This is a genomic window from Pantoea sp. CFSAN033090 (genome assembly GCF_001264395.1).
Classification (GTDB): domain Bacteria; phylum Pseudomonadota; class Gammaproteobacteria; order Enterobacterales; family Enterobacteriaceae; genus Pantoea; species Pantoea agglomerans.
On record NZ_LGYX01000024.1, the window covers coordinates 1 to 26,940 of the forward strand.

General features: G+C 56.4%; 27 protein-coding genes and 1 pseudogene. 14 read left to right on the plus strand and 14 right to left on the minus strand.

The genetic code is table 11. From position 1 onward, the window contains the following. Positions 1–147: 147 nt before the first annotated feature. Positions 148–1,061: pseudogene (locus AFL22_RS18810) on the minus strand (LysR family transcriptional regulator). Positions 1,062–1,201: 140 nt separating this feature from the next. Here AFL22_RS18810 and AFL22_RS18815 point away from each other — a divergent pair. Beyond that, on the plus strand, positions 1,202–2,623 hold the full coding sequence (locus AFL22_RS18815) for a M20 family metallopeptidase (protein WP_052271925.1): 1,422 nt from the start codon (positions 1,202–1,204) through the stop codon (positions 2,621–2,623). Next, on the plus strand, positions 2,620–3,888 hold the full coding sequence (locus AFL22_RS18820; RefSeq protein WP_010244731.1) for an MFS transporter: 1,269 nt from the start codon (positions 2,620–2,622) through the stop codon (positions 3,886–3,888). The genes AFL22_RS18815 and AFL22_RS18820 overlap by 4 nt, the downstream gene beginning before the upstream one ends. A gap of 75 nt (positions 3,889–3,963) precedes the next feature. Here the strand turns inward: AFL22_RS18820 and aldA are convergent, their stop codons facing one another. Next, positions 3,964–5,400 (minus strand): aldehyde dehydrogenase, encoded by a 1,437-nt coding sequence (gene aldA, locus AFL22_RS18825; protein ID WP_052271926.1) that lies wholly within the window; start codon positions 5,398–5,400, stop codon positions 3,964–3,966. Between the two features lie 196 nt (positions 5,401–5,596). Between aldA and AFL22_RS18830 the strand changes: the two genes are divergently transcribed. Continuing rightward, a complete protein-coding gene (locus tag AFL22_RS18830) occupies positions 5,597–5,863 on the plus strand; it encodes a DksA/TraR family C4-type zinc finger protein (RefSeq protein ID WP_010244737.1) in 267 nt (88 codons plus the stop codon). 3 nt (positions 5,864–5,866) lie between these two features. Here AFL22_RS18830 and AFL22_RS24095 read toward each other — a convergent pair whose 3' ends face one another. Together AFL22_RS24095 and AFL22_RS18835 are read right to left on the minus strand one after the other, a co-directional pair. Then, the gene (locus AFL22_RS24095; RefSeq protein ID WP_008925225.1) at positions 5,867–5,965 is read right to left on the minus strand and encodes a YoaK family small membrane protein; all 99 of its coding nucleotides are present in this window, start codon (positions 5,963–5,965) and stop codon (positions 5,867–5,869) included. A gap of 43 nt (positions 5,966–6,008) precedes the next feature. Further along, a complete protein-coding gene (locus AFL22_RS18835) occupies positions 6,009–6,332 on the minus strand; it encodes a hypothetical protein (protein ID WP_010244743.1) in 324 nt (107 codons plus the stop codon). A 359-nt stretch (positions 6,333–6,691) separates the two neighbouring features. On the opposite strand from AFL22_RS18835, the gene rhaT reads away from it, so the two are divergent. Next, positions 6,692–7,726: an L-rhamnose/proton symporter RhaT gene (gene rhaT / locus AFL22_RS18840; RefSeq protein WP_010670192.1), complete on the plus strand. Its 1,035-nt coding sequence runs from the start codon at positions 6,692–6,694 to the stop codon at positions 7,724–7,726. Between the two features lie 173 nt (positions 7,727–7,899). On the opposite strand, the gene rhaR is transcribed toward rhaT, so the two are convergent. Together rhaR and rhaS are read right to left on the minus strand one after the other, a co-directional pair. Continuing rightward, positions 7,900–8,763 (minus strand): HTH-type transcriptional activator RhaR, encoded by an 864-nt coding sequence (gene rhaR, locus AFL22_RS18845; RefSeq protein WP_050680444.1) that lies wholly within the window; start codon positions 8,761–8,763, stop codon positions 7,900–7,902. A gap of 11 nt (positions 8,764–8,774) precedes the next feature. Then, complete coding sequence (gene rhaS, locus AFL22_RS18850) at positions 8,775–9,596, minus strand: HTH-type transcriptional activator RhaS (protein ID WP_029519526.1); 822 nt, start codon at positions 9,594–9,596, stop codon at positions 8,775–8,777. 291 nt (positions 9,597–9,887) lie between these two features. Between rhaS and rhaB the strand changes: the two genes are divergently transcribed. The 4 genes from rhaB to rhaM are packed head-to-tail and all read left to right on the plus strand — an operon-like array spanning position 9,888 to position 13,766. Beyond that, on the plus strand, positions 9,888–11,360 hold the full coding sequence (gene rhaB / locus AFL22_RS18855; RefSeq protein WP_052271927.1) for a rhamnulokinase: 1,473 nt from the start codon (positions 9,888–9,890) through the stop codon (positions 11,358–11,360). Further along, positions 11,353–12,609: an L-rhamnose isomerase gene (locus tag AFL22_RS18860; protein ID WP_010244756.1), complete on the plus strand. Its 1,257-nt coding sequence runs from the start codon at positions 11,353–11,355 to the stop codon at positions 12,607–12,609. The genes rhaB and AFL22_RS18860 overlap by 8 nt, the downstream gene beginning before the upstream one ends. Before the next feature lie 10 nt (positions 12,610–12,619). Further along, positions 12,620–13,462, plus strand: a complete 843-nt coding sequence (gene rhaD, locus AFL22_RS18865) for a rhamnulose-1-phosphate aldolase (RefSeq protein WP_022625622.1) — start codon at positions 12,620–12,622, stop codon at positions 13,460–13,462. Continuing rightward, positions 13,452–13,766, plus strand: coding sequence for an L-rhamnose mutarotase (gene rhaM / locus AFL22_RS18870; protein ID WP_010670186.1), 315 nt, complete (start codon positions 13,452–13,454; stop codon positions 13,764–13,766). Before rhaD ends, rhaM begins: the two co-directional genes overlap by 11 nt. Positions 13,767–13,813: 47 nt before the next feature. Here the strand turns inward: rhaM and AFL22_RS18875 are convergent, their stop codons facing one another. Next, on the minus strand, positions 13,814–14,464 hold the full coding sequence (locus AFL22_RS18875) for a TetR/AcrR family transcriptional regulator (protein WP_010244765.1): 651 nt from the start codon (positions 14,462–14,464) through the stop codon (positions 13,814–13,816). Positions 14,465–14,771: 307 nt separating this feature from the next. Here AFL22_RS18875 and AFL22_RS18880 point away from each other — a divergent pair, with 307 nt between their 5' ends. Both AFL22_RS18880 and AFL22_RS18885 read left to right on the plus strand, forming a co-directional pair. Continuing rightward, entirely contained in the window at positions 14,772–15,029 is a 258-nt protein-coding gene (locus AFL22_RS18880) for a DUF1471 domain-containing protein (protein ID WP_031592385.1), read from the plus strand. Between the two features lie 37 nt (positions 15,030–15,066). Next, positions 15,067–15,324, plus strand: coding sequence for a YdgH/BhsA/McbA-like domain containing protein (locus tag AFL22_RS18885; RefSeq protein ID WP_052271928.1), 258 nt, complete (start codon positions 15,067–15,069; stop codon positions 15,322–15,324). Between the two features lie 62 nt (positions 15,325–15,386). Here the strand turns inward: AFL22_RS18885 and AFL22_RS18890 are convergent, their stop codons facing one another. The 4 genes from AFL22_RS18890 to AFL22_RS18905 form a co-directional block, all read right to left on the minus strand. After that, entirely contained in the window at positions 15,387–16,571 is a 1,185-nt protein-coding gene (locus tag AFL22_RS18890) for a sugar transporter (protein ID WP_010244774.1), read from the minus strand. Positions 16,572–16,745: 174 nt separating this feature from the next. Continuing rightward, entirely contained in the window at positions 16,746–17,288 is a 543-nt protein-coding gene (gene cybB / locus AFL22_RS18895; RefSeq protein WP_052271929.1) for a cytochrome b561, read from the minus strand. 112 nt (positions 17,289–17,400) lie between these two features. Next, positions 17,401–17,661: a hypothetical protein gene (locus tag AFL22_RS18900; RefSeq protein ID WP_031592383.1), complete on the minus strand. Its 261-nt coding sequence runs from the start codon at positions 17,659–17,661 to the stop codon at positions 17,401–17,403. A gap of 167 nt (positions 17,662–17,828) precedes the next feature. After that, on the minus strand, positions 17,829–19,082 hold the full coding sequence (locus AFL22_RS18905; protein WP_033767304.1) for an MFS transporter: 1,254 nt from the start codon (positions 19,080–19,082) through the stop codon (positions 17,829–17,831). Positions 19,083–19,177: 95 nt separating this feature from the next. Between AFL22_RS18905 and AFL22_RS18910 the strand changes: the two genes are divergently transcribed. The 4 genes from AFL22_RS18910 to AFL22_RS18925 all read left to right on the plus strand — a co-directional run bounded on the left by AFL22_RS18910 (position 19,178) and on the right by AFL22_RS18925 (position 23,788). Further along, on the plus strand, positions 19,178–20,071 hold the full coding sequence (locus AFL22_RS18910) for a LysR family transcriptional regulator (RefSeq protein WP_033771811.1): 894 nt from the start codon (positions 19,178–19,180) through the stop codon (positions 20,069–20,071). A gap of 130 nt (positions 20,072–20,201) precedes the next feature. Then, the gene (locus AFL22_RS18915) at positions 20,202–21,419 is read left to right on the plus strand and encodes an ROK family transcriptional regulator (RefSeq protein ID WP_010244790.1); all 1,218 of its coding nucleotides are present in this window, start codon (positions 20,202–20,204) and stop codon (positions 21,417–21,419) included. Positions 21,420–21,532: 113 nt separating this feature from the next. Beyond that, complete coding sequence (bioD, locus tag AFL22_RS18920) at positions 21,533–22,231, plus strand: dethiobiotin synthase (RefSeq protein ID WP_033767301.1); 699 nt, start codon at positions 21,533–21,535, stop codon at positions 22,229–22,231. A gap of 180 nt (positions 22,232–22,411) precedes the next feature. Next, a complete protein-coding gene (locus tag AFL22_RS18925; protein ID WP_052271930.1) occupies positions 22,412–23,788 on the plus strand; it encodes a nucleobase:cation symporter-2 family protein in 1,377 nt (458 codons plus the stop codon). 430 nt (positions 23,789–24,218) lie between these two features. Here AFL22_RS18925 and osmV read toward each other — a convergent pair whose 3' ends face one another. From osmV to AFL22_RS18940, 3 genes are read right to left on the minus strand one after another with little or no spacing between them, the layout of a single operon-like run. Then, positions 24,219–25,355, minus strand: coding sequence for an osmoprotectant ABC transporter ATP-binding protein OsmV (osmV, locus tag AFL22_RS18930; RefSeq protein ID WP_010244799.1), 1,137 nt, complete (start codon positions 25,353–25,355; stop codon positions 24,219–24,221). Beyond that, on the minus strand, positions 25,355–26,002 hold the full coding sequence (gene osmW / locus AFL22_RS18935; RefSeq protein ID WP_010244802.1) for an osmoprotectant ABC transporter permease OsmW: 648 nt from the start codon (positions 26,000–26,002) through the stop codon (positions 25,355–25,357). The genes osmV and osmW overlap by 1 nt, the downstream gene beginning before the upstream one ends. Before the next feature lie 9 nt (positions 26,003–26,011). Beyond that, positions 26,012–26,923 (minus strand): glycine betaine ABC transporter substrate-binding protein, encoded by a 912-nt coding sequence (locus AFL22_RS18940; RefSeq protein ID WP_052271931.1) that lies wholly within the window; start codon positions 26,921–26,923, stop codon positions 26,012–26,014. Between the last annotated feature and the right edge of the window lie 17 nt (positions 26,924–26,940).

The following is a 26,940-nucleotide window of genomic DNA, read 5'->3' on the forward strand; positions in this document are numbered from 1 at the left end:
GGATGAGGTGCGTAATCGCGTGGGCCGGGCATGCCATGGATGGCGACTGTTGCGACTTTCCGATCGGGTCGTGTTTCCTAAGCCAGCACTATCTGACAGCCATCCAGCGCAGACTTTAACAACCAAACTCCTTTAAGCCTGTACCCCTCATCCCATCCTCACCTGCTGATCCATTTCCGTCAGCCGCTGCTGCAAAAACTGCAGAAACAGCGTCAGCGCCGCATTCCGCTGGCGGCCGGACACCGTCTGAAGCTGCAACGTTCGCTGACTCAGCTGATCCACCCCCATCGAACGCAACACCAGATTTTGCGTGTCGCGCTCAAACAACAGGGTAAACGCACTGCAAATGGTTACTGCCTGTGGGGTATGCAGCAAAAAGTGGTAGAGCGTAGCGAAATAGTCGCAGGTCAGCACCGGCTCGACCACGCAGTCATTCATCTGACAGGAGAGGTCAAACAACTGCCGCACGGTAGTATGCTGACCTGGCAACGCCAGCGGCCAGCCATGCAGATCGGCCAGCGTCACCTGACGCGACGCAGCGGATGCGACAGATGCATCGCCAGTAACACCGGCGCTGGCCACGAGCCGAGCACCTCAACGCTGCGCTCCGGTTGCAGACTGAACTGCAGCGCAACATCGCATTCCCCAGCCCTGACGCATGCCGCCACGCCCTGCGAGTGCGTCACGTTAAGCGCAAACAGCACGCCAGGGTTGGCCTGACGGAACTCCGCCAGCAATCCCGGCAGCAGACTGAACGCCATTCCGTCGGTGCAGGCGATGCGGATCAGGCTGCGCCGTATTGCTTTCAGCCCCTTAATCTCCGCCAGCGCATATTCCATATCGAGCTGACTCTTGCGCACATGATGCGCGAATATTTCACCCGCTTCGTTTAATACCATACCGCGTGCATGTCGCTCAAACAGCGGCACACCCACCTGCGTTTCCAGGCGCTGGATCTGGCGACTAATCGCCGACACCGCCACAAAGAGTTGCTCACTGGCGGCGCTGAGCGATCCGCACTGTACGACCGCCAGGAAATAGCGGATCTCACTGCTTAACATAGTGACTCCGACAAAACGCATCATAAAAGGGCAGGCGTGGCTTGCTTTAAAAGCAAGGCTCACTTGATAAATTAATAATTGTGGCAAAGAGAGAAGTTTGTCAAAGATAAAGCACGATAAAAAGAACAGACAGGGCAAACATGACAGAGCAACAGACCGTTGACCAGGCGATGCACTATTTCGACAGTGGCGAGTTTCAGCAGCTGCTGGCACGACGAATTTCCTGCGTGACCGAAAGCCAGCACGCCAGCAGGCAGGCGGAGCTGGAGAACTATCTGCACCAGGAGATCGGCCCGCAGCTGGCGGCGATGGGCTTTACGCTGCACCCGTTTGAGAATCCGCAGCCCGGCAGCCCGCCTTTTCTGATCGCCACGCTCATTGAAGATCCCTCCAGACCGACGCTGCTCTGCTATGGCCACGGCGATGTGGTGTTCGGCGACGATGAGAACTGGCGCGACGGTTTATCACCGTGGCGACTCACGGCTGAAGATGACCGCCTGTATGGGCGCGGCAGTGCGGATAACAAAGGACAGCACTGTATCAATCTCGCGGCGCTGGAGCAGGTGTGGCAGGCACGCGGTGGCGCACTGGGCTTCAACTGCAAAATCCTGTTTGAAATGGGTGAAGAGATCAGCTCGCCAGGGCTGGCGGAGATTTGTCAGCAGCAGCGGGCGCTGTTACAGGCCGACCTCTTTATCGCCTCTGATGGCCCGCGACTGAACGCGGTGCGGCCGACACTGTTCCTGGGTTCGCGTGGCGCGGCGAACTTTCGTCTGACTATCAGGGCGCGCGACAACGCCTATCACTCCGGCAACTGGGGCGGACTGCTGAGTAATCCCGGCACCCAGCTGGCGAATGCGCTCGCCTGCCTGGTGAATGCAAAGGGTGTTTTGCAGGTCGCCGCGCTGAAACCGGACTCCCTGACCGATGCGGTGCGCGCCATCCTCAGTGATATTGAGGTGGGCGGAATGCCGGGCGATCCGGCGCTGGCCGACGGCTGGGGCGAGCCGGGTCTGACGCCTGCGGAGCGTCTTTATGGCTGGAACACGCTGGAGGTGCTGGCGTTTGAAACCGGTAACCCGGCGCGCCCGATGAACGCCATTCCCGGCAGCGCCACGGCGGTGTGTCAGCTGCGATTTGTGGTCGGCACCGACTGGGGAAATCTGGTCCGGCATGTCGAAAGTCACCTGCATCAGCACGGCTTCGATAACGTCAGCGTAGAGTTTATGCGCGGTTCACCTGCAACGCGACTCGATCCGCAGGATCCGCTGGTGGCCTGGGCGCTGGACACGCTGGCCCGCAGCAGCGGTAAAAAACCGGCGCTGTTGCCCAATCTCGGCGGTTCACTGCCCAATGAGGTATTTGCCGATATCCTCGGCCTCCCGACGCTGTGGGTGCCCCATTCCTATCCGGCCTGCGGCCAGCACGGCGTTAACGAACACATGCTCACCTCTGTTGCACGTGAAGGGCTGGCGATCATGACCCGCCTTTTCTGGCAACTGGGTGAAGAGGGCGAACAACTGATGTCGCGCCACCATCAGTGGCGGAGAGGTGAACAATGAGCAGCATCGCACAGAGTACTCCGCAGGTGAAACCGAGCCTGCACAAAACGCTGTTCGCTACCTGCATTGGTAACGCGCTGGAGTGGTTCGACATCGCGGTGTATGGCTTCTTCGCCAGCTACATCGCGCACGTCTTCTTTCCGGTCAGCGATCCGTCGGTGTCGCTACTGCTGACCTTCGGCAGCTTCGGCATCTCATTCCTGATCCGTCCGCTGGGTGCCATCGTGCTGGGCAACTATGCCGACCGTCATGGCCGTAAAAAAGCGCTGCTGCTCTCAATCAATCTGATGATGCTGGGCGGGGCGATCATTACCTTTATGCCGGGTTACGCCACTATTGGTCTGGCGGCGCCGCTGCTGATTATCCTGGCGCGCCTGATTCAGGGCTTCTCTGCCGGGGGCGAGTTTGGCAGTTCCACCGCTTTCCTGGTAGAGCACTTTCCCGAGCGCAAAGCCTTTATCGCCAGCTGGCAGTTCGCCACACAGGGCGCCAGTACTCTGATGGCATCGGCGTTCGGCCTGGGGCTGACACACTGGCTGAGCGAAAGCGAGATTCAGGCGTGGGGCTGGCGTATCCCGTTTGCTTTCGGCTTACTGATTGGACCGCTGGGGATCTACATTCGCCGTCACGTGCAGGAGCCCGCCAGCTTTGCGACGCAGGAGAAGGAAGCCGCACCGCTGAAAACGCTGTTCGGGCGGCAGAAAGCGCTGATCACCCTGGCGATTGGGGTGATGGTGATCTCGACCGCGGTCAACTACATGCTCAATTACATTCCGACCTACGCCACCAAAACGCTGCATCTGCCGGGATCGGTGGCCTTCACCGCCACGCTGGTCGCAGGGATTATCCTGACGGTGGTGACGCCCATAATGGGATTGTGGGCGGAGCGGATAGGCCGATTGCCGCTGATGTGGGGATCGCTGCTGCTGTTGATGGTCACGATCTATCCCGCCTTCAAATGGATGGTCGATCACACTACGCCCACCACGCTGATCCTGCTGGTGGCGTGGATGGCGCTACTCAAGTCGGTCTATTTCTCCACGGTGCCGTCGGTGATGGCCGATCTCTTCCCGGCGACCACGCGCGCCAGCGGCATGGCGATCAGCTACAACGTGGCCGTGACGGTATTTGGCGGGTTTGCACCGCTGATTTGCAGCATGCTGATTGCCGCCACCGGCAGCAGTCTGGCGCCTGGATACTACCTGATGGCTGTAGCGGTGCTGAGTGGCATCGCGCTGCTGCGCTGCAGTAAGCGGGTGGCATAAAAGAGTGGGCCAATTACTGGCCCACTCTGGTACTGACAACGTCAGGTACGGGAGGCGGTAAGATCGAGCCAGTGATTAACTGAACTGTAAATAGGCAACATGGGTCTGCAGATACTCCTCCAGACCATGTTTTCCATCGGCACCGCCGACACCCGATTTACGCCACCCGGCATGAAATCCCTGCATCGCTTCGAAGTTTTCACGGTTAACATAGGTTTCGCCGAACTTCAGCTTTCGCAGCGCGGTCATGGTGGTATTCAGATTCTGCGTATAAATCGAGGAGGTCAGCCCATACTCGCAGTCGTTTGCCAGCGTAATCGCCTCATCCAGTGTTTTAAAACTCATCACCGGCAGAACCGGGCCAAAAATCTCTTCCTGCATAATCGCCATCTCCTGGCGCACATCAGTCAGCAAGGTGGGTTGGAAAAAGAAGCCTCTGTCTCCGGCGCGCTTGCCGCCCAGCACCACTTTTGCCCCTGCGGCGACGGCCTCTGCTACTTTCTGCTCCACCCGATCCCGTGCTGCGGCATTAATCAGCGGACCCATATCGATATCGCTGCGTTCGGCCGGGTCGCCAAATGTCACCTGCTGAAACGCGGCGGTCAGTGCGCTGATAAAACGATCGTAAATGCCTTCCTGCACATAGAGCCGCTCTACGCAATTGCAGACCTGGCCGCTGTTAATGATCCGCGAGCTGACGACCGCCCGCACAGCCAGCTCGAGGTCGGCATCATCCATCACGATGGCAGGGGCTTTGCCACCCAGTTCCAGCGACACTTTGGTGACATTTTTAGCCGCGGCTTCCATGGTGGCAATGCCCGCACCGACGCTTCCGGTCAGACTCACCAGACCGACCTTAGGATTTGCCGCCAGCTCCTGTCCCACTTCCGGTCCCAGACCATAAACAAAGTTAATGACGCCAGCAGGCAGACCCAGCTTTTGTATGATGTCGGCAAAAAGTGCCGCATTATTCGGTGTCAGCTCACTGGGTTTGATCACGATGGTGTTTCCGGTGATCAGGGCCGGTGCCGCTTTGCGGGCAATGAGGAAGAAGGGGAAATTCCACGGCAGTATTCCGGTAGTGACGCCGATCGCTTTTTTAAACAGGAAGATATTTTCGTTGGGGCGGTCACTGTTGATGATCTCACCTTCATAGCGCCGCGCCCACTCCGCCATGTAATCGAGGTAGTCGGCGGTGAACATCACTTCGGTCTTCGCCAGCCCCTGGGTTTTTCCACCCTCAGCCACAATGGTTGCCGTCAGTTCAGGCTCACGCTGGCGGATGGCGGTGGCAATTTTGTGCAGCCAGACGCCGCGCTCTACTGCAGGCAGCGCTTCCCATCCAGGCTGAGCCACTTCTGCGGCGCTGATGGCAAGGCTGGCATCCTGACGACTGCCCTGGGGAATACGGGACAGCAACGCCTCCGTGGACGGATTGATCACTTCAATCCACCGGTCACCCTGGTGGGCTACAAATTCGCCATTAATGTAATGTTGATGATGTGTTGTCATTCTCTTAGCTCTCCGCTATCGATACGTTGCAGTAATGCGATAGCAGGGTGAAACAGATTGCTCAGGGCTACCTTTAGCTGATTGCCAGCTGCCGGGAGCGGCTGGCAGCCAATCACAGATATCGGTGAGTTCTGCGGCAAAAACGTCAATATGTTGTAGATTTAAAGGAGTGAAGTGGTAATAAAGGGGTTAAATCATGGCAAATGGATGGGCGTCAGAAGGCGCAGTACAGGAACAGATCGATAGCACCGTCAATGACGGCATTGAGCGGGTAAGACAGTCGATCGGACAGGGCGAAAGCGCCACCGAATGTGAGCTCTGCGGCGAGCCTATTCCCGAAGCGCGTCGTCAGGCGCTTAAAGGCGTGCACTATTGTGTGGCGTGTCAGGAAAAAATCGACAAGCAGCAGCAGACCAGCAGTTTATATAACCGTCGGGGCAGTAAAGACAGTCAGTTGCGCTGACCTTCAGGAGCCTGGCATCGCCAGGCCACTGCCAATAAACCACGCCAGAAAGCCCACGCCCGCCACAATGATGGCGATCGGAAACAGAATTCCAATTCTCATAATTTACCTGCTGCAAACAGCGATTTCAGGGGCTGCGATCTTATCATGAGATCTGCAATACGGCGCGGTGGGTTTTCAGCAGAGTGAACAGCTGGAACTGCGTTGCATCATTTTCCTCCCGCAACACCTCACCTTTTTTATAGAGAATATGGTGAACATGTCCGAGCTGACGCCAGACCACTATCGCTGAGGCGATCAGGGCGCAATGCTGATCCGCCTGCACACACTCAAGGGTGGCATAGTGGGTTTCATCCAGGCCATTCACAAACACCTTTATCGCATCTGCAGGTAATATCGCGCGCAGATCATCCAGCATGACCTGGCTGACTGACTGCGAAAGAAACAGCGTTAACCACTTTGTCGTCATCCCATTCCCTGATCCGATCAATTTTCCCCAGTTTATACGACCTTGCCCGCGTTAATGAAAGGCTTCTTTGCACATTTGCCAACCTTCCCTTGTGAATGGCAGTCAGATCAGAATTGTGCTGCGCCACACAGCAAAAATGAAAAAAACATTGAATAATAAGTTACTTACTTAACTAATCGTCCGGTTTTCTGACAACGGTGAAATTGTGATCCCTGATGGGCACAACGGGTAAATATTGCCACTTCACTGTGGCTTCCGGCATTTATCCAAAGGCTGAGGAATTCCTGCTGAACGTAGACTGCCTGCTGAGCGGAAGCAGACAGGTTTCCGACAGGCCTCAACCTAACCGGGGAATAACAATGAACAGTGCCATTATTGCGGGTATCTTCTGGCATTTTGTCGGAGCTGCCAGCGCCGCGTGTTTCTACGCGCCTTTTAAACAGGTGAAAAGATGGTCATGGGAAACCATGTGGTCGATCGGTGGCCTGATGTCGTGGCTGATCCTGCCGTGGGCGGTAAGTGCCATTTTACTGCCAGATTTTATGGCCTATTACAGCAGCTTCTCGCTTTCGCAACTGACGCCGGTATTTCTGTTTGGCGCGATGTGGGGCATAGGCAATATCAACTACGGCCTGACCATGCGTTATCTCGGCATGTCGATGGGAATCGGTATCGCGATTGGCATTACCCTGGTGGTCGGCACGCTGATGACACCGCTTCTGCAGGGGCGCTTTGGTGAGCTCTTCGCGTCGGCGGGTGGCCGGTTAACCTTGCTGGGCGTACTGGTGGCACTGATTGGCGTCGGGATTGTGTCGCGTGCCGGGCTGTTAAAAGAGCGGGCGCTGGGGATTAACGCAGAAGAGTTTAATCTCAGAAAAGGACTGGTGCTGGCGGTGATGTGCGGCATCTTCTCGGCGGGTATGTCCTTTGCCATGGATGCGGCTAAGCCCATGCATCAGGCCGCCGCTAATCTTGGCATCGATCCGCTGTATGTAGCTCTGCCCAGCTACGTGATCATTATGGGCGGCGGGGCTCTGGTTAATCTGGCCTTCTGTTTCTGGCGGCTGGCCACCCGGCCAGAGCTGTCGGTGCGTAAAGACTTCTCGGTCGGGAAGTCGCTGCTGATTACCAATACCGCTTTTGCGGTGCTCGGCGGCACCATGTGGTATCTGCAGTTCTTCTTCTATGCCTGGGGCCATGCCAGAATCCCGGCGCAGTATGACTATGTCAGCTGGATGCTGCACATGAGTCTATACGTCCTGTGTGGTGGTCTGGTGGGGCTGCTGATGAAGGAGTGGAAGTCTGCGGGGCGCCGACCGGTCAGCGTGTTATCAATCGGCTGTGTGGTGATTATCATTGCCGCCAATATTGTGGGACTTGGCATGGCGGCCTGATCGCGAATAGTGACTCTGTTTTTATGCAGGCGGGGCCTGCCAGACTGATGGCTCACTCCGTCGGGGTTTTACTTACAACAACACATTAGTTTAATTCGCAGGCACTGTTTCCCGGCAATGTGGAACAGCTTTTCTCTGTTACCTCAACGGGCCTGCTATGCAGGCCCGTTTTATTAAGACTCGGCACTTTTCAGTGCCTGGCGTGGCGCGATAAATTGCTGTCGCCAGGCGCTGGGAGGTAAACCGGTGTCACGGGTGAAAACCACCGAAAAATAGTTACTGTCATCAAAGCCGCAGCGGGCGGCAACCTCACTAATCAGACAATCCTGGGTGCGCAGCAGATATTTTGCCTGACAGAGCTGCAGCTGACGCAGGTAATGCCCGATAGTCATCCCGGTCTGCTGACGGAAAAGCTGCCTCAGCGCCCGTTCGCTGAGCTGGTTCTGCTGACAAAACTCCGCGAGATCAAAGGGGCGGGCAATCGCACCCTGCAACACTGACATCAGCAGATCGAGCTGTTCGCCCTCCGGCAACGCCCAGGGGCGGTCGGCCGCGTAGCCGTGGCGGCGCAGAATCAGCGCCAGCTGTAAAAACAGCGCCTCTGAGAGCTGAACTGACAGGGGATCGCTTTTTCGGCTTTCACGCTCCAGCTGGCTGATCACTCCCCGGGCCAGCGCCATCCCTCGCGTGGTCAGCCGCCAGCCGCCAGGCGCATCCGGGCCCTGTTGCGGCAGCAGCTGATTCCAGTCAAGGGCAAGACCAAAGCGGTCACGACAGTAGAGGATGTTATCCAGCACCAGATCGTTAACGCTGTCGTAGCTGTGGCAGTCACTGTCGCGGATATAAAAAACGTCGCCACAGGTAATCAGCCAGGGGCGATCGTTGAGGACGTGCAGGCCATTGCCGCGCCAGACAATCACGATTTCACTGAACTCGTGTCGGTGCGGCGGGAAAGAGGGTTGTGGCATCCTTTCGGCGACCGCCACCGGTAGAGTAGTGGCGGGAAAATAGTCATCCCGACTGAGTATCAACGCCATGATTGGCTCCTTTACATCATCTGCTGGCGCTCCGCTCGCGGTGCGCAGCCAAATTCGCGCCTGAACAGGGTTGAGAAATGGTTGCTGTCCCCAAATCCACACTGGAAGGCGATATCGGTAATTCGCATATCACTGTGACGCAGCAGATGACGGGCCTGCAACAGCCGCACACGGTTCAGGTAGCGCTGCGGCGTGCTGCCGGTTTGCTGCTTCATTTGCCGATGCAGGGTACGCAGCGACAGGGAGAAGCGATCCGCCAGTTCATCCCAGATAATCTCATCACTGTAATGCTCACCCAGCCAGTCGAGCAGACGATGCAGCCGCGCCTCCTGATCCTGACTCTGTCCGTCAATGCACGCCTCACGCAACAGCACCAGCAACTGTAAAAAGAGCTGTTCCTGACGCGCCTGTTTTTCCATCGACCAGGTATCATCCGGCTGCATCTGCGCCGCCACACTCAGCGCCTGCGTCATCACCTTTTGATTGATGCGCCAGTGGGAAGCATATTGCCCGTCCTGATCGCAGGGCAGTAAAGCCTGTAACCCGGAGAGAAAGCGAAACGCGCCGGGGCTGCGATAAAGCACGTTGGTCAGACAAAGGTTGTCGGTCTGCTCATAAAGATGACGATCGTGATCGCGCACAAAGCAGACGCAACCGGCGCACAGCGTTTGTGGCTGACCATTAAACACATGAATGCCAGAGCCTTGCTCAACCAGCACAATTTCATGGAAATCATGATGATGTTCCGGGAAGGCGGCCTGGGGTACGCGGGGTTCAATCGCAATGGCGTAATCGCCTTCGGGGAAAAAATCCGCACTGTGCAATATGGTCATGGTCATCTCTCGCTGCTTAACAAAACCGTAACGCAGTCTAATCAGCACGCTCTAACCTTACCTTGAATTTTCAGCCTGACTCAGCAGGAATCATGCTGATTTTTCAAGAAATCCTCAGCAGTTAACAGATTTGCGGCAGGGGTCACATCCTCCTGCCTTTCGCCTCTGTGATCTCTCTCACGAAGTTCTTTGCAAGTCTGCCAGGGCTTATCAGCCGCTGGCACTCCGGGGAAGGTCTTTAACCGGCCAGGTTTTTACTCTGTGACCACTCAATCACAGGGAAAAGTCGCCATGACCAGGAGAAACATTGTTGCTATTGATCTCGGGGCATCCAGCGGGCGGGTCATGCTCGCAAGCTGGGATGCTGCGCAGCGCCAGCTCGCGCTTCGTGAGGTCCGGCGCTTTAAAAATAAGCGCCAGCGTCGTGCCGGTTATGACTGCTGGGATCTGACGATGCTTGAGCAGGAGATACGCGCCGGGCTGGCTCAGTTAGACGAAGAGAAGATTGTGCCAGACAGTATCGGTATCGACACCTGGGGCGTTGATATGGTGCTGCTGGATGCAGAGGGCGAGCCGGTGGGTGAGGCGGTCAGCTACCGCGATGCGCGCACCCACGGCCTGATGGAGCAGGCGCAGCACGAACTGAGCCGCAGTGCCATCTACGCCCGAACCGGCATTCAGTTTCTGCCATTCAATACGCTCTATCAGATGCGCGCCCTGCATCAGCAGCAGCCCGACTGGCAGGCCCGCGTGGCGCATGGGCTGATGATGCCGGACTATCTGCATTATCGCCTGACCGGTAATCTCAACTGGGAATACACCAACGCCACCACTACGCAAATGCTCAATATTCACAGCGGCGAATGGGATCGTGATCTGCTCGCCTGGGCGGGCGTTGCTCCTGAATGGTTCGGCCAGCCGCAGGCACCGGGCAACACCGTCGGCCACTGGGTCAATAGCGCAGGTGTCCCGGTCCCGGTTATTGCTGTCGCCACCCACGACACCGCCAGCGCGGTTCTGGCAACGCCGCTAATGCAGGACGATGCCGCCTATCTCAGTTCCGGAACCTGGTCGCTGATGGGCTTTGAAAGTTTGCAGCCTTATGCCTGCGATGGCGCGTTACGCGCCAATATCACCAATGAGGGCGGCGCAGAAGGCTACCGCGTACTGAAAAACATCATGGGCTTATGGCTGTTGCAGCGCATCTGCGGCGAACTGCAGATTGACGATCTCAGCGCACTGATTGATCAGACGGCCCGCCAGCCCGCCTGTGTTTCACTGATTAGTCCCAACGATGCGCGCTTCATCAATCCCGACAGTATGGTTAACGAGATTCAGAACGCCTGCGCAGAGCAGGGAATGCCGGTGCCACAATCTGCCGCCGCGCTGGCCCGCTGCATATTTGACAGCCTGGCACTGCTCTATCGCGAGGTGATCCAGGAGCTGGCAGAGCTGCGAGGCAAACCTTTCAGCCAGCTTCACGTGGTAGGGGGCGGCAGTCAGAACCGTTTTCTTAACCAGCTCTGTGCCGATGCCTGCCAGATTCCGGTGCTGGCAGGTCCGGTTGAAGCCTCCACGCTGGGTAACGTCGGTTGCCAGCTGATTGCGCTTGGCGAACTGATCGATGTGGCTGATTTCCGCTGCAGCGTCATCAACAACTTCCCACTGGAAAAATTCGAACCGCAAACTCACAGCGTCTTCAGTGCCAGTCAGGCACGCTTCGCGACGCTGAGTCAACCCGCTAAGGAACCCGCTTATGACTAAGCAGATTGAACAGGCTTTTGAACTGGCTAAACAACGCTACGCTGACAATGGAGTTGATGTTGAACAGGCCATTCGCCAGCTGGACAGCATTCCTGTCTCGATGCACTGCTGGCAGGGGGACGATGTCCGGGGGTTTGAGAACCCACAGGGCGCATTAACAGGCGGCATCCAGGCGACCGGCAACTATCCGGGGCGGGCACGCAATGCCAGTGAATTACGCAGCGATATCGACAAGGCGATGTCTCTGATCCCAGGCGCAAAACGTCTGAACCTGCACGCTATCTATCTGGAAAGTGACAAGCCAGTCGATCGGGATGCGATTGAACCTGCCCATTTCGCCAACTGGGTCGCCTGGGCGAAAGAGCACAACTTAGGGCTGGATTTTAACCCCAGCTGCTTCTCGCATCCGATGAGTGCCGACGGTTTTACGCTGTCGCACAGTGATAAAACCGTGCGTCAGTTCTGGATCGATCACTGCAAAGCGAGTCGCCGCATCTCCGCTTCGTTTGGTGAGCAGCTTGGCACGCCGTCAGTGATGAATATCTGGGTGCCGGACGGCATGAAAGATATTACCGTGGATCGACTGGCCCCGCGTCAGCGTCTGATGAGCGCACTGGATGAGGTCATCTCAGAAAAACTGAATCCGCAGCACCATATCGACGCGGTTGAGAGCAAGCTGTTTGGCATTGGCGCAGAGAGCTACACCGTGGGCTCCAATGAGTTTTATCTTGGTTACGCCGCCAGCCGCCAGACGGCACTATGCCTGGATGCGGGACATTTTCATCCCACCGAAGTGATCTCCGACAAAATTTCCGCCGCGATGCTCTATGTGCCGCGTCTGCTGCTGCACGTCAGCCGCCCGGTGCGCTGGGACAGCGACCATGTGGTGCTGCTGGATGATGAAACTCAGGCGATCGCCAGCGAGATCGTCCGCCATCAGCTGTTCGACAAAGTGCATATCGGACTCGATTTCTTCGACGCCTCTATCAACCGGATTGCCGCCTGGGTTATCGGCACCCGTAACACCAAAAAAGCGCTGCTGCGTGCCCTGCTGGAGCCAACCGATCGTCTGCGCCAGGCCGAGAACGAGGGTGATTACACCGCGCGGCTGACGCTGCTGGAAGAGCAAAAATCATTGCCGTGGCAGGCGGTATGGGAAGCCTGGTGCCTGCGCCATGACGTCCCGGCTGATGCCAGCTGGTTAGGCGACGTCCGCCATTATGAACAACAGATTTTGAGCCAACGTTAAGGATTTCACTATGCAAAGCATTCTTTCTTCCGGGTTTGTTAAGGGAATGGTCAAAGCAACCAGCGATATGTGGCTGAAGGGCTGGGACGAACGTAACGGCGGCAACGTCAGCCTGCGTCTGCTGGAAGAGGAGGTTAAACCTTTTGCCGCTGATTTCTGCCTGCAACCGCGCTGTATTGAGCTGACACAACCCGCGCCGGCGCTGGCGAACGACTGGTTTCTGGTGACCGGGTCAGGAAAATTCATGCGTAATGTCCAGCTTGATCCGGCGGATTGTCTGGCACTGCTGCAGGTCGATGACAAAGGGCTCTCTTATAAAATTCACTGGGGTCTGTCGAATGGCGGTTTGCCCACCTCCGAGCTGGCGTCACACTTTCAGTCTCACGCGGTGCGTAAAGCGGTCAGCAAGGGTGCAGACCGGGTGATCATGCACTGTCACGCTACCAACTTTATGGCCTTAAGCTATGTAGTTGAGATGGATTCCGCCCGCTTTACCCGTCTGCTGTGGGAAGGTAGTACCGAATGTCTGGTGGTGTTCCCGGACGGTGTGGGTGTTTTACCCTGGATGGTACCCGGCACCGATGAAATCGGCACCGCGACAGCCGGGCAGATGCAGTCACATACCCTGGTGATGTGGCCATTCCACGGTGTCTTTGGCACGGGCCCGACACTCGATGAGACTTTTGGTCTGATTGATACGGCGGAGAAATCGTCAGAAGTGATCGTCAAAGTGCTGTCGATGGGCGGTATTCGTCAGAGTATCACCACAGAACAGCTGGTTGCATTGGGTGAGCGCTTTGGTGTGAAGCCGTGGCAACCGGCGCTGGATGCAGGGCCTGCTAATGCTGCGTAAAGCCTTTGTGATGCAGGTGAATCCTTATTGCCATGCAGAGTATGAGCGTCGGCACTCACCGATCTGGCCTGAACTGGCCGAAACCCTGAAAGCGCACGGCGCGCACAACTATGCCATCTGGCTGGACGCCGAGCGGCATCTGCTGTTCGCCAGCGTTGAGATTGAATCTGAGGAGCGCTGGAACGCGGTGGCAGAAACGGAGGTCTGTCAGCGCTGGTGGGCATCAATGAAAGATCTGATGCCGTCGAATGCAGATAACAGCCCGATCAGTGAGCCGTTAAAACCGGTTTTCTTTCTGGAATAAAAACCGGAATAAAAGATGAAAAGGGCGGCATCGCCGCCCTGATATTTTTAACGCTTAGCCTGACACAGGCCGGTGAGTGTCGGCCACATCGCCATCAGCGTATCAATAATGCTCTCCAGATCGTCACGCTCAACGCCTTCACGCGCCCGCACCGACATGCCCTGCAGCATACAACTCAGATAACGTGACAGCGCGGGAATGTTTACTGACGCACTCAGTTCACCACGCTGCTGACGCGCCAGCAGAAAATCTTTTAACACATGCTCCTGCGACTGATGCTGCTGTTGCAGCATGGTGGCAATCTCTGCTGAAGCCGCCGACAGGGCGGTCGAGGTGCAGATAAAGAAACAGCCGCCGGGAGAGTCGCGTTCGGTAAAACAGGCCGCGGTGGCGCGGAAATAGGCTTCAATAGCCCGATCCACCGGTAACTGGTCATCGCCCAATGCCGCTTCACGCCATGCACTGAACTTCTCCACATAACGCTCCATCGCCGCGCGAAACAACCCCTCTTTATTAACAAACTCGGCGTAGAGGGTTGGCGCTTTCGCGCCGGTTGCGGCCACCAGATCGGCCAGAGAAGTTCCCTCGTAACCGTGCGTCCAGAACAGGGTCAGAGCTTTATCGAGCGCTGCTTCGCGATCGAACACTTTTGGTCGGCCGCGGCATTTCTTTACATCGCAATCCTGAACCTGACTCATACACCCTCACTGACAGTAAAACACCCTATTAAATTACCGATCATTATAAAAATGTGCAAGGCCTGGCGTGGATACCGCCGGCAGGGGTTGCCATTTTGTGCGCCAGCGCATTATTACAGCCCCTTAGGTTAAGTCGGAAAAGAGGCTGAAGCCCATAATCACGCCACTTCCCGAATAAAATAACGCTCATTAAATAAATGTTGACGACAAACCGTATTGGGGTCTATCATTTGTTTAACGGTCATTAATTAAATAGTGGCAACCCATTCAGACCAACCGAATTTCAATATTGAATAGAGAGATTATTATGAAAAACATCAAAACCACCCTGGCAGCACTGGCACTGACGACTCTGACTTTTGGCGCATCTGCCGCTGACCTGGTGACCAGCGAACCTGTTAATCAGCAGCCAGTTGGGACCATCTCTGTACTGGGCGGCACCAATCTGTCTTCTGTTGAAGCGCAGTTGAGTGCTAAAGCGGATGAAGCGGGTGCGAAATCGTTCCGCATCACCTCAACCAGCGGCCAGAACAAACTGCACGGCACGGCTGTGATTTATCAGTAATTTTGATTTCAACAGAATAAGTGAGAAGGGGTTCGTTATGAAAAATATCAATATGATGGTCGTGGCGGCGGTGCTAAGCGGTCTGTCATTTGCCAGCGTAGCGGCCCAGCAGGTCAGCAGCACACCGCTGGATCAGCAAAAAACCGGTGTCATCAGCGCAACGGGCAGTACTAATCTGCTTTCGCTGGAGCAGCAACTGTCAGAAAAGGCCAGCGATGCAGGAGCAAAGTCTTTCCGCATCACTTCGACCTCTGGCAGCAACAACCTGCATGGCACAGCCGTTCTTTATAGATAAAGTGAGCGGTAAATAACCCTGAACAGGCTTCAGATAACCCGCTTATCTGAAGCCTTTTTTTATTATCCGTTACTGCGTAACTGTGGATAACGACGGAAGATATAAACACACCAGAGTAACGCCACCAGGCCAATCATCCCGCCGACATTGCCGACTTCCGCCATGCTCAGATGCAGGCTGACCTGATTACCCAGCAGCGCACCCGCGCCGATACCGATATTGTAGATACCGGACATCAGCGACATCGCCACATCCGTGGCATCCGGTGCCAGCGACAACACCCGCACCTGCATACCCAGTCCGATCATCATCATCGCCATTCCCCAGACAACGCATAGTGTTGAGATAGCCGCAGGGCGAACGGCAGCAAAAATCAGCAGGCCCATGCACAGGGTGATCAGCGCGATGGCCGCAATCAGCAGTCCGGAGGGAAACTTATTACCGAGTGTGCTGAACAGTACGCTACCCACAATGCCCGCAGAGCCAAACAGCAGCAGTAGCAGGGTGGTGAAGTTGCCACTGGAATGGGCCACGGTTTGCATAAAGGGCTCGATATAGCTGTAAGCGGTGTAATGCGCGGTAACAACCAGCGTCACCAGCAGATACATGCTGACCAGCGCCGGACGGCGAAACAGCATCGGCACACTGCTCAGCGAGCCGGTATGTTCACTCGGCAGACGCGGCAGGATGCGCACCAGCATAATCATCAGCACCAGTGCCGAAAGGCCAATCGCGCCGAAGGTCGTACGCCAGCCAAGATACTGACCCACCACGCGGCCAATCGGCACGCCCAGCACCATCGCCAGCGCGGTACCGGTTGCCAGCATACTTAGCGCCTGAGTTTTCTTACCGGCCGGAGCGACGCGAATCGCCAGCGAGGCGGTGATCGACCAGAACACCGCGTGAGACAGGGCGATACCCACGCGTGACACCATCAGCGACCGGAAATCCCAGGCAACGGTAGAAAGAACGTGGCTGACGATAAAGATCAGGAACAGCACACCCAGCAGCAGTCGTCGCTCAATATTGCGGGTCAGCAGCATCAGCGGCAGTGAGAGCAGTGCAACCACCCAGGCATAGATGGTCAGCATGATCCCGACGTCAGCCGTCTGCATTGAAAAGTCAGCAGCGATGTCAGATAACAGGCCAACCGGCACAAATTCGGTGGTATTAAATACAAAGGCGGCGATGGCCAGCAATACCACGCGTAGCCAGGCAGTTTTACGTGAAACAGTAGTTGGTTGCATGAGGAGTCAAGTCAGTCAGTACAGCGAATCGGATGTGGCAGAAACATCCAGCGAAAGTGACCTGCGTCACAAATTACTGACCATTGTAGTGAATAAAGCGGGAAGAGAAACCTTATAAACGCCTTTTAATGCTGAAATTTTTTTATCGCCCCATCACAGGGCGATAGCCTGAGGTTATTGACCGCGACGACGGGCGGGCATCATTCGCAGCAGAGTGTTGTCTTTGAGCAGATAGTGATGGAACAGTGCGGCAGCAGCATGCAGCCCGATCAGCCAGTAACCCAGCGGTGCCAGAGTTTCATGCCAGCCAATCAGCATATCCGCCATATCAAAGTCAGGTTCAGGCGCGACCGGCATGCTGATGCCAAACAGCCACCATTCCCGACCTTTAAGATAACGCGATGTCAGGCCGAGGATCGGCAGAGTGATAAACAGGACATAGAGCAGGGTATGAGTCAGATGTGCCAGCCCGGTTTGCCAGCGCGGCGGAGCGGGAGTAATCGGCGGTGTGCGATGCCAGGTGCGTAAAAAGAGGCGGGCAAGCATCAATACCAGAATGGTCGCGCCGGCGCTGAAATGGGTAATGATCATGGCATAACCCTGCCAGGATCCGCGCTGTGCAAAACCGCGCAGTTCAATGGTGGCGTAGGCCGTCACCACCAGTAAAAAGGTGAGCCAGTGAAGGGCTATCTGAGCGCGCGCAAACTTATCCCGCATTGTGCATTCCATTAAAGAGAATCAGGAAGATTAACATAACGGAAAACAGCGGTAATTCTTAACAAATTAGCGCAGCGGGAAAAATTTTTTCCCCCTTACCAGGTGGATCAGATTAACGCGAAGACGGGGTGTGCTTCAGGGCCACGCTGAGCTGGGTGGCCTGCTGGTCAACATTTTTGAGTGGACAACAGTTTTCACAGCCGATTGCGCCAGCATAATATTTTTTAGCCTGCAGGATGGCGGCATTCACATGGTAAAAACTGCCCAGAAACATACGGTTATCGATGTCGGGAAGATGGGGGCAGCCTGCGGCATGAACCACATGATTATTGTTATATCCTGATTGTTTATTGACGTAGTAGTAGAGAGCCACAGGCGTTCCTTGTTGCCGTGTTAAAAGGCAAAGCAGATGAATTATTACAATAAAAACGATTATAGCGGGAAACCTGCATTTTGTTTGCTGTGGCTCTGAATAGCGCGTTTATTGTGATAAACCGCCAGGCCCGCAGGAGAAGCCAGGCCTGGCATGAGAAGACATTCTCAGAGTTTTTTACTGTGCAGACGCCAGGCAACCAGTAACGCCAGGATCAGCAGGACGCTGATAAACAGCGTAATCCCGCTCCAGCCAAAGTTATGCCAGAACACGCCACCCAGTGTACCCGCGACGCTGGAACCCACGTAGTAGCTGAACAGATAGAGCGAAGAAGCCTGGCCTCTTGCCCGGCGGGCCCGGGGGCCAATCCAGCCGCTGGCAACCGCATGGGCGGCAAAAAAACCGGCGGTGAACAGCATCATCCCTGGCAGGATCAGCCAGAGGGAGTTGAAGGCGGTAATCAGCAAACCCAGCAGCATGATGGCGGTAGCACCCAGCATCACAGGACCCCGACCCAACCGGTTGGTCAGCGCGCCCGCTTTAGGCGAACTCCATGAGCCGGTGAGGTAGACCACTGATAACAGTCCGACCACGGCCTGGCTGAGATGCCAGGGCGCATCCAGTAAACGGTAGCCGATATAGTTAAACAGGGTGACAAAGGCTCCCATCAGCAGGAATCCTTCGGCAAACAGCCAGGGCAGGCCCGGATCGCGCCAGTGCAGCCGGAAGTTAATCAGCAGATTACGCGGACGCAGCGTAATGGGCCGGAAATGGCGCGACGCAGGCAGGATTTTCCAGAACATCAGCGCCGAGGCCAGCGAAAAACAGCCGATTACCGCCACGGCGAGTCGCCATGAGAAGAGGTCGGTCAGTACACCGCTCAGCAGTCGACCGCTCATTCCGCCTATCGAGTTACCACTGATATATAACCCCATGGAAAAGGCGACGACCCGTGCATCCATCTCCTCGCTGAGGTAGGTCATGCCGACCGCCGCCACGCCACTCAGCGACAACCCCATCAGCGCCCGCATAATCAGAATGCCGTGCCAGCTGGTCATGGTGGCCGAGACCAGCGTGCAGATGGCGGCCAGCATCAGGGCTGTGACCATCACCGATTTACGACCGATAGCATCAGAGAGCGGCCCGGTGACCAGCAGGCCCAGCGCCATCAGGCCGGTCGAGATGGAGAGTGACAGGCTGCTGGTTGCCGGAGAGATACCAAACTGCTGTGACAGCACCGGCAGAATCGGCTGCACACAGTAGAGCAAGGCAAAGGTCGCCAGCCCGGCGGAGAAAAGCGCCAGCGTCACGCGCATAAACTGTGGCGAATCCCGGCGGATATGACCTGAAGCGGCAACAGACTCTGGCGGCGCAGAGACCGCATTCTCATCCACTGTGACAGCCTGTGTTGAGCGACTCACACATTTTCCTCAAATTTAGAAAACCTGTCGTCAGCTTAGGAAAGCGGCATTATGATGTCTAATATATTAATAATCTCAAATGAGACGTTGAAGATATGAATATCGAACTGCGTCATCTGCGCTACTTTGTTGCGGTGGCGGAAGAGTTACATTTCGGGCGGGCGGCCCAGCGTCTTAACATTTCTCAGCCGCCGCTCAGCCAGCAGATTATTCAGCTGGAAACAGAAACGGGCGCAAGGCTGTTCAATCGCACTAACCGCAGCGTGCAGCTTACCGCTGCCGGACAGCAACTACTGAGTGACGCCCGCGCGATTCTGTTGCAGGTTGAGCAGGCGGCCGATCGCGCCGCCCGGCTGCATCGTGGTGAAGAGGGGGAGCTGCGGATTGGCTTTACCTCCTCGGCCCCGTTTACCGCCGTGGTCTCTGACGCGCTATTCCGGTTTCGTCAGCGCTGGCCGCAGGTACATATTCAGATGCAGGAGATTAATACCCGCCAGCAGCTGGCGCCGCTTCATGATGGACGGCTCGATCTCGGCGTGATGCGCAACACGCCGCTGCCCGCCGATCTGCGTCATCAGCTGCTGCTGAGTGAGCCGCTTTATGCCGTGGTGCATAAGGCGCATCCGCTGGCTGACGCTGATAAAATCTCAGTCACCGCCCTGGCGGCGGAACCCTTTGTCTTCTTTGATCCTCAGGGCGGAACCGCGCTCTATAGCGATATTCTGGCGCTGCTGCACCGCTACCATATCAAGCCCTTTATTACGCAGGAAGTGGGTGAGGCGATGACCATCCTTGGGCTGGTGGCAACCGGGTTAGGCGTCTCCATTCTGCCTGCCTCATTTCGTCGGGCGCGGCTGGCCGACCTGGTCTGGTTGCCATTAACGGAAGAGGATGCCATTTCAGAGCTGTGGCTGGTCTGGTCAGCCGGACGCGAAATAAATGCGCAGATGGAAAACATGATGGCGTTGCTGCGGCGAAACCGGCACTGATGCGCGGGTAACACCGCATCAATCTGTGCGATAAATCACATTTCTAATCAAATATTTGACGCTGTCGCCGGATCTGGCTCACCATGGCGCATGTTTATTTAGAAGCGCGAAAATAACCGGGAGCAGGGTTGTGAATCCGGACAGTCAACCTGGCCACATTGACCAGATCAAGCAGACTAATGCAGGTGTCGTATATCGATTAATTGACCGTTATGGTCCCATTTCGCGTATCGAACTTTCCCGCCGTGCCCAGCTTGCTCCGGCCAGCATTACCAAAATTGTGCGTGAAATGCTGGACGCACATTTAGTGCAGGAGACCGAGTTTCAGGATCCAGGCAGTCGTGGACGTCCGGCGATAGGCCTGATACTGGATACCGACGCCTGGCACTATCTGGCTATTCGCCTGCATCGCGGCGCCATGACGTTTACGCTGCGCGACCTCAGCAGCAAGGAACTGGTGGAGGAGAGCCTGCCGCTGCCTGATGAGTCTGCTCAGCCGTTACTTACCGCGCTGATTGAACAGGTTGATGCCTTCTTTATTCGTCATCAGAAGAAGCTGGAACGCCTTACGGCCATTGCCATTACATTGCCAGGGCTGATCAACGCCGCGTCAGGTGTGGTGCATCGGCTACCGGGTTATGAGGTGCGCGATATGCCGCTGGGCGATGCGCTGGCGGCGCGAACCGGCTTACCGGTGTTTGTGCAGCACGACATTTCAGCCTGGACGCTGGCGGAGTCGCTGTTTGGTGCTTCACGTGGTGCGCAGGATGTAATTCAGATTGTGATTGATGAAACCGTGGGAGCCGGGGTGATCAGTGGCGGTCAGCTGTTGCATAAAAGTGGCAGGGCGCTGGTCGAGATCGGGCATACTCAGATCGACCCGTATGGTCAGCAGTGCTACTGCGGTAATCATGGCTGTCTGGAGACCGTGGCCAGCACCGGCAGTCTGCTGGCGCTGGCGGCGCAGCGTCTGCCGGCCCAGCCCGACAGCCTGCTCAATAATCAGCCGCTGACGCTGGAGTCGCTGTGCGCAGCGGCGCAGTCTGGCGACCGTCTGGCGCGCGACACCATCGCCAGCGTGGGTCATCATGTTGGCCGGATTCTGGCGATGATGGTCAACATCTTCAATCCTCAACATATTCTTATCGGTTCCCCCCTGAATGCCGCCGCGGATGTGCTGTTTCCGGCCGTGAGCAACACCATTCTGCAGCAATCACTCCCGGCCTACAGCGCGAGTATCCAGCTGGCACCTACCGAATTTAGCGAGCCGGGAACGTTAGGCGGCGCAGCCCTGATCAAAGACGCGCTCTATAACGGACACCTGTTAGTGAAACTGTTGCAAGGTTAAGCGGGCCTAATCTTGCGCTAACGCAATCTGTTCTCATCCTCCATTCCTTAAAATGCCGGTTCGCAGCAAGGTTAATCACCGATTAACCGCAACGGTTCGAGAGGAGAAGTTGAGTGAACAGACTATTTGTTACCGGCACTGACACCGCAGTGGGCAAAACGGTGGTGTCACGCGCCCTGTTACAAAGTTTTATCCAGGCCAGGCTCAGTGCCGTCGGGTACAAGCCCGTCGCGCGCTGCGCGGTCAAAACCGCTGACGGCCTGCGTAACAAAGATGCACAGGTTCTGCAAAGCGCTTCATCTATCGATTTACCCTATCAGGCGATCAATCCGCTGGCCTTTCAGGAAGAGGAGATCTGCACCCATCCGAGCCAGATCATTGATTACGCATTGCTGACACAGGGCTTAAGCAGCCTGACGCAGCAGGCCGATCGCGTGGTCGTGGAGGGCACCGGCGGCTGGCGCAGCCTGATGAACGATGGACGTCCGCTCTCCTGCTGGGTCGTTGAGCAGCAGCTGCCGGTGGTGCTGGTGGTCGGTATCCAGTCGGGCTGTATCAGTCACGCCCTGTTAACAGCAGAAGCGATAGCGCAGGATGGACTGCCACTGGTGGGCTGGGTGGCCAATCGCATCAATCCGGGACTGGCGCAGTACAGCGATATTATTGAGATTCTGCGTGAAAAAATTAGTGCGCCGCTGCTGGGCGAGCTGCCTTATCTGCCGCGTGCAGAACAGCGTGATTTGACGCCTTACATCGATATTTCTCTGCTGGAGCAGAACAATCTGCACGCTGTGAGTGCAAAGATCGCCTGATTATGAAACAAACTAAGTCATCTGAGTCGGCAGTGAGCCTAAAGTTTCAGGCTTGTTGTCGGCTATCTTTAACTATTTCCATTTAGAATTGAAAGACCTGGCTCGGATATTGCGAAATCGTGGCGTCATGGCGCAGAAAATGCATTAACTCCGCTTATCACACTGAGCTGGAGCCCCATCATGTCGCACTCGCACGAGAAAGGTTTGTTATATGGGCTTGAAGCCCGCATCGGCCCCGCCCCGGCGTTTTTCGCCGCACTGCAACATCTGCTGGCCAGCGTGGTGGGAATCATCACGCCGCCGCTGATTATTGGCTCCGTTCTGGGGTTGCAGGCCTATATTCCTTATCTGATCAGCATGTCATTGTTCGTTTCCGGCTTAGGCACGTTTATGCAGGCCAGACGCTTTTATGGCATCGGGGCGGGCATGATCTGTCTGCAGGGCACCAGCTTCGCGTTTCTCGGGGTGATCCTCTCGGGTGGTCTGATGGTGAAAGGGCGCGGTGGTTCGCCGGAAGAGATTATGGCGATGCTGTTTGGCTGTAACCTGGTGGCGGCGTTGATTCCGATTCTGATTAGCCGCTGCGTTGGCTCGCTGCGCAAAGTTCTGACGCCGGTGGTGACCGGCACGGTGATCACCCTGATTGGCATCAGCCTGATAAAAGTCAGCATTACCGACTGGGCGGGCGGGCACAACGCCACAGATTTTGGATCGCCGGGAAATCTGGCGCTGGGGGCGCTGACGTTGCTGGTGATCGTGGCGCTGAACCGCTCGCGAAATCGCTGGGCGCGGCTGGTGGCGGTGGTGGCCGGAATCGCGGTGGGATGCGTTGCCGCGGCCTTGACCGGTCATCTGCAACTTAATGTTGCGCCGGAGAGCAACTGGCTGGTGCTGCCCGCGTTCTTCCGGTTTGGTTTTGCCTTTGACTGGACCATTTTCCTGCCGATCGCGCTGGTGTCAGTGATTGCGGTAATTGAAGCCGTCGGCGACCTTACCGCTAACTGCCTGATTTCACAGCAGCCGATCACCGGCAAACCTTTTCAGCAGCGGCTGCAGGGTGGCATTGTCGCCGACGGCCTGAGCTGTGTGCTGGCAGCGGTTTTCTCCGCCTTTCCCAACACCACGTTTGCGCAGAACAATGGCGTTATCCAGATGACCGGCGTCGCCAGCCGTTACGTCGGTATGCTGCTGGGAATCATGCTGGCGCTGCTGGGGCTGTTTCCCTTTATTGGCTCCCTGTTGCAGCAGATCCCGCCGCCGGTGCTGGGCGGGGCGACAATCGTGATGTTTGGCAGCGTGGTTGCTGCGGGCATCCGTGTGATGACCCAGACGCCGCTGGGTCGCCGCGAGATGCTGATTGTGGCGATCGCTTTTGGTATTGGTCTGGGCGTGGAGGCGGTGCCGGATGTGCTGAAGCAGTTCCCGCCGCTGATTAACAGTCTGTTTGGTCATGCGGTGACGACCGGCGGTATTCTGGCGATTGTGCTGAACATGGTGCTGCCGGACGAGGCGCTTGTGGTGGAAGAGGTGGAGGCGGAAACGCTGACGGAGAGCTAAAAAGCAGAAGAGCCGATGTATCTCTCACATACGGCTCAAAAATCCAAAGCGATGGGAGCATATGCCTGTATCAAAGCATCGCGGACCAGGGATGGGCCGCGCTGAGCATGCCATGGATGGCATCTTTTGCGTCTTTGCTACAGGCGTATGCTCCCTGAGCTACTACCTGAATTGACAGACAGGACAGGCCGTGACTTAACTGGCTTTAAGATGGAGTCTGCGAAGGGAACAGGGTCAGATCGGAAAGTCGCAAAAGCCGCCATCCGTGGCACGCTCGGCCCGCGCCGTCCTGGCGCGGGACGCTTTCCTCCTCTGACCCGGTTCCCTGCGCGTTAAGCTTGTTTGTTGCTGTCTGATTTACCCAGGCTTGGGTATATCTGCTTATATCTGCTGTTTTAATGGGCCGGTAAGACCCATTTAGGTGACGAAATTATGGATTCAGACGACGGCGGGTACGACCAGAACTGAGGTAATCCGCAATATAATCCTGCGAAATCTCACCGCTGTAGCGACCCTCTTCATCGACAATCGGCATCCAGACCGTGTTGTGCTCATAGAGTTTTGACAGCACCACGCGCAGGTTCTCTTCCGCTTTACCGGTGACCTTAAAGGTGTGCAGTCGCTCTTCACAGCGGCCACTGACGTTACGCGCCTCGCGACGCTTCACGAAGCCCAGCGGTTTGCCATCCTCATCGACCACGGTAATCGACCGCATATCGTTCTCATCCATGGTGCCAAAGGCTTCTTCCAGCGGAGTAGAGCGGCGGACGGTGATGGTCGGCTGCTGGTCAGTCACATCGCCCGCCTGCACCAGTAACAGGCGCTTAAGCGTACGGTCCTGACCCACAAACGAGCCGACGAACTCATTGGCAGGGGTCGCCAGCAGTTCATCCGGGCTGGCGCACTGCACGATTTTACCCTGACCAAATACCGCAATGCGATCGCCGAGCTTCAGTGCCTCGTCAATATCGTGGCTCACCAGCATCACGGTTTTTTTCAGCTGACGCTGCATGTCGAGAAACTCGTTCTGGATCACTTCGCGGTTAATCGGGTCAACGGCGCCAAACGGCTCATCCATCAGCAGCACCGGTGGATCCGCCGCCAGGGCACGAATCACCCCGATACGCTGCTGCTGACCGCCTGACATCTCACGCGGATAGCGATGCAGGAATTTGGTGGGATCCAGCGCAACCATGCTCATCAGCTCGGTAGCCCGCTCGTGGCACTGCTTTTTGTTCCAGCCCAGCATGCGTGGCACCACGGTAATGTTCTCCTCGATGGTCATGTTGGGAAACAGACCAATCTGCTGGATAACATAGCCAATGTTGCGGCGCAGGGTGGTGGTGTCCTGTGTACTGGTATCTTCGCCATTAATCAGGATCCGGCCACTGGTGGCGGGAATCAGGCGGTTAATCATCTTCAGCGTGGTGGTTTTCCCGCAGCCCGAGGGTCCCAGCAGCACGCACATCTCACCGGCTGGCACGTGCAGGCTGACGTTATCGACGGCTTTATTGGTCGTGCCGTTTTTCTGGGTAAAGGTTTTCGTCAGGTTTTCCAGCGTAATCATTATCGAATCCCCTTTGGAGTCAGCGCCTGCTGCAAACGGTGCAGCAGCCAGTCAAGAAAAATAGCCAGCAGACAGATCATCAATGCCCCGGCAATTAACATACGAATATCACTGCCGCTGATACCATCCAGCAGCAGCTGGCCCAGACCGCCCGCGCCAATCACGGCGGCAATCGCCATGACGCCAACGTTCATCACCACGGCGGTACGGATGCCACCGAAGATCACCGGCAGCGCCATCGGGATTTCAACCCAGCGCAGGCGCTGCCAGAAAGTCATGCCGATACCACGCCCCGCCTCACGCAGGCCGTCCGGCAGATTCTCCAGTGCGGTGTGGGTGTTTCGGACAATCGGCAGCAGCGAGTAGAGGAATACGGCGGTAATCGCCGGCAGCGCACCAATGCCCTGACCGATGAGTGAAAACAGCGGGATCATCAGACCAAACAGCGCAATGGTGGGAATAGTCAGCACTACGGTGGCGATACCGAGAATCGGCGTTGCCAGCCATCTTACACGCACGATCAGAATGCCAAGCGGCACGCCAATCACAATTGCCAGTCCGACCGCGACCAGCACCAGCCAGCTGTGCTGCCAGCTCAGGGTGAGCAGGGTGCTCCAGTTATCCATGATGTAGTGAAGGGTATCCACAGTGCCTCCTTACAGCATGTTTTTGGATTTAAGGAAATCACGCGCCACGGTTTCCGGTGACTGATGATCGATATCGACCCGCTTGTTCAGCTCCGTTATCGCCTCATCGGTGATCTGCGCAGAAAGCTGATTAAGCGCGGTATCCAGCCCCGGATGACTCGCCAGCACATCCTGACGCACGACCGGCGTCACGTTGTAGCTCGGGAAGAAGTGCTTATCATCCTCCAGTACTTTCATGTTGAAGCCCTTAACCCGGCCATCGGTGGTGTAGATCAGACCGGCATCCACGAATCCGTCGCGAATCGCGTTATAGACCAGACCGGGGTCCATCTGGCGGATCTGCGGGCGATCCAGCGTCAGGTTGTAGGTTTTCTGCAGCGGCTTCATGCCGTCTGAACGACCCGAGAACTCCAGGTCCAGACCCAGTCGCCAGTTATGATCCGGGTCGGTTTTACGCACCTGCTCAATCTTCGCAACCAGCTGCGACATGGTGCTGATGCCCTCTTTTTCGGCCCGTTCACGGGTCATGGCAAAGGCATAGGTGTTGTTCATTGGTGCCGGGTTAAGCCAGACCAGCCCCAGTCTGGCATCCAGCTTTTTCACCGTCTCATACGCCTGCTGTGAAGACATCGGCTGGTTGATATGGTTAAAGATGATCAGCGAGGTGCCGGTATATTCCCAGACCATATCAATCTGCTTATTCAGCAGCGCATTACGGCCAATGGTGGTGGCGATATTGCGTTTAGGCACCACCTCGAAGCCTTTTTTCTGCAGCCAGAGCACCGTCATTGCTGACAGGATATGCTGCTCGGTAAAACTTTTGGTCGCCATCACCAGCGGTGCAGCAGCCTGTGCCGTCTGGCTTAACAGCAGTGTCGCGGTCAGCGTGACAACGCTTTTCTTAATCCAACGCGTTAGCATTGCAAAGCTCCTTGTGG

Excerpts from the sequence above, each read along its gene's own strand:
- AFL22_RS18815 (WP_052271925.1), top strand. The coding sequence starts at position 1,202 with ATGACAGAGCAACAGACCGTTGACCAGGCGATGCACTATTTCGACAGT.
- AFL22_RS18820 (WP_010244731.1), top strand. The coding sequence starts at position 2,620 with ATGAGCAGCATCGCACAGAGTACTCCGCAGGTGAAACCGAGCCTGCAC.
- aldA (WP_052271926.1), bottom strand. The coding sequence starts at position 5,400 with ATGACAACACATCATCAACATTACATTAATGGCGAATTTGTAGCCCAC.
- AFL22_RS18830 (WP_010244737.1), top strand. The coding sequence starts at position 5,597 with ATGGCAAATGGATGGGCGTCAGAAGGCGCAGTACAGGAACAGATCGAT.
- AFL22_RS24095 (WP_008925225.1), bottom strand. The coding sequence starts at position 5,965 with ATGAGAATTGGAATTCTGTTTCCGATCGCCATCATTGTGGCGGGCGTG.
- AFL22_RS18835 (WP_010244743.1), bottom strand. The coding sequence starts at position 6,332 with ATGACGACAAAGTGGTTAACGCTGTTTCTTTCGCAGTCAGTCAGCCAG.
- rhaT (WP_010670192.1), top strand. The coding sequence starts at position 6,692 with ATGAACAGTGCCATTATTGCGGGTATCTTCTGGCATTTTGTCGGAGCT.
- rhaR (WP_050680444.1), bottom strand. The coding sequence starts at position 8,763 with ATGGCGTTGATACTCAGTCGGGATGACTATTTTCCCGCCACTACTCTA.
- rhaS (WP_029519526.1), bottom strand. The coding sequence starts at position 9,596 with ATGACCATATTGCACAGTGCGGATTTTTTCCCCGAAGGCGATTACGCC.
- rhaB (WP_052271927.1), top strand. The coding sequence starts at position 9,888 with ATGACCAGGAGAAACATTGTTGCTATTGATCTCGGGGCATCCAGCGGG.
- AFL22_RS18860 (WP_010244756.1), top strand. The coding sequence starts at position 11,353 with ATGACTAAGCAGATTGAACAGGCTTTTGAACTGGCTAAACAACGCTAC.
- rhaD (WP_022625622.1), top strand. The coding sequence starts at position 12,620 with ATGCAAAGCATTCTTTCTTCCGGGTTTGTTAAGGGAATGGTCAAAGCA.
- rhaM (WP_010670186.1), top strand. The coding sequence starts at position 13,452 with ATGCTGCGTAAAGCCTTTGTGATGCAGGTGAATCCTTATTGCCATGCA.
- AFL22_RS18875 (WP_010244765.1), bottom strand. The coding sequence starts at position 14,464 with ATGAGTCAGGTTCAGGATTGCGATGTAAAGAAATGCCGCGGCCGACCA.
- AFL22_RS18880 (WP_031592385.1), top strand. The coding sequence starts at position 14,772 with ATGAAAAACATCAAAACCACCCTGGCAGCACTGGCACTGACGACTCTG.
- AFL22_RS18885 (WP_052271928.1), top strand. The coding sequence starts at position 15,067 with ATGAAAAATATCAATATGATGGTCGTGGCGGCGGTGCTAAGCGGTCTG.
- AFL22_RS18890 (WP_010244774.1), bottom strand. The coding sequence starts at position 16,571 with ATGCAACCAACTACTGTTTCACGTAAAACTGCCTGGCTACGCGTGGTA.
- cybB (WP_052271929.1), bottom strand. The coding sequence starts at position 17,288 with ATGCGGGATAAGTTTGCGCGCGCTCAGATAGCCCTTCACTGGCTCACC.
- AFL22_RS18910 (WP_033771811.1), top strand. The coding sequence starts at position 19,178 with ATGAATATCGAACTGCGTCATCTGCGCTACTTTGTTGCGGTGGCGGAA.
- AFL22_RS18925 (WP_052271930.1), top strand. The coding sequence starts at position 22,412 with ATGTCGCACTCGCACGAGAAAGGTTTGTTATATGGGCTTGAAGCCCGC.
- osmV (WP_010244799.1), bottom strand. The coding sequence starts at position 25,355 with ATGATTACGCTGGAAAACCTGACGAAAACCTTTACCCAGAAAAACGGC.
- AFL22_RS18940 (WP_052271931.1), bottom strand. The coding sequence starts at position 26,923 with ATGCTAACGCGTTGGATTAAGAAAAGCGTTGTCACGCTGACCGCGACA.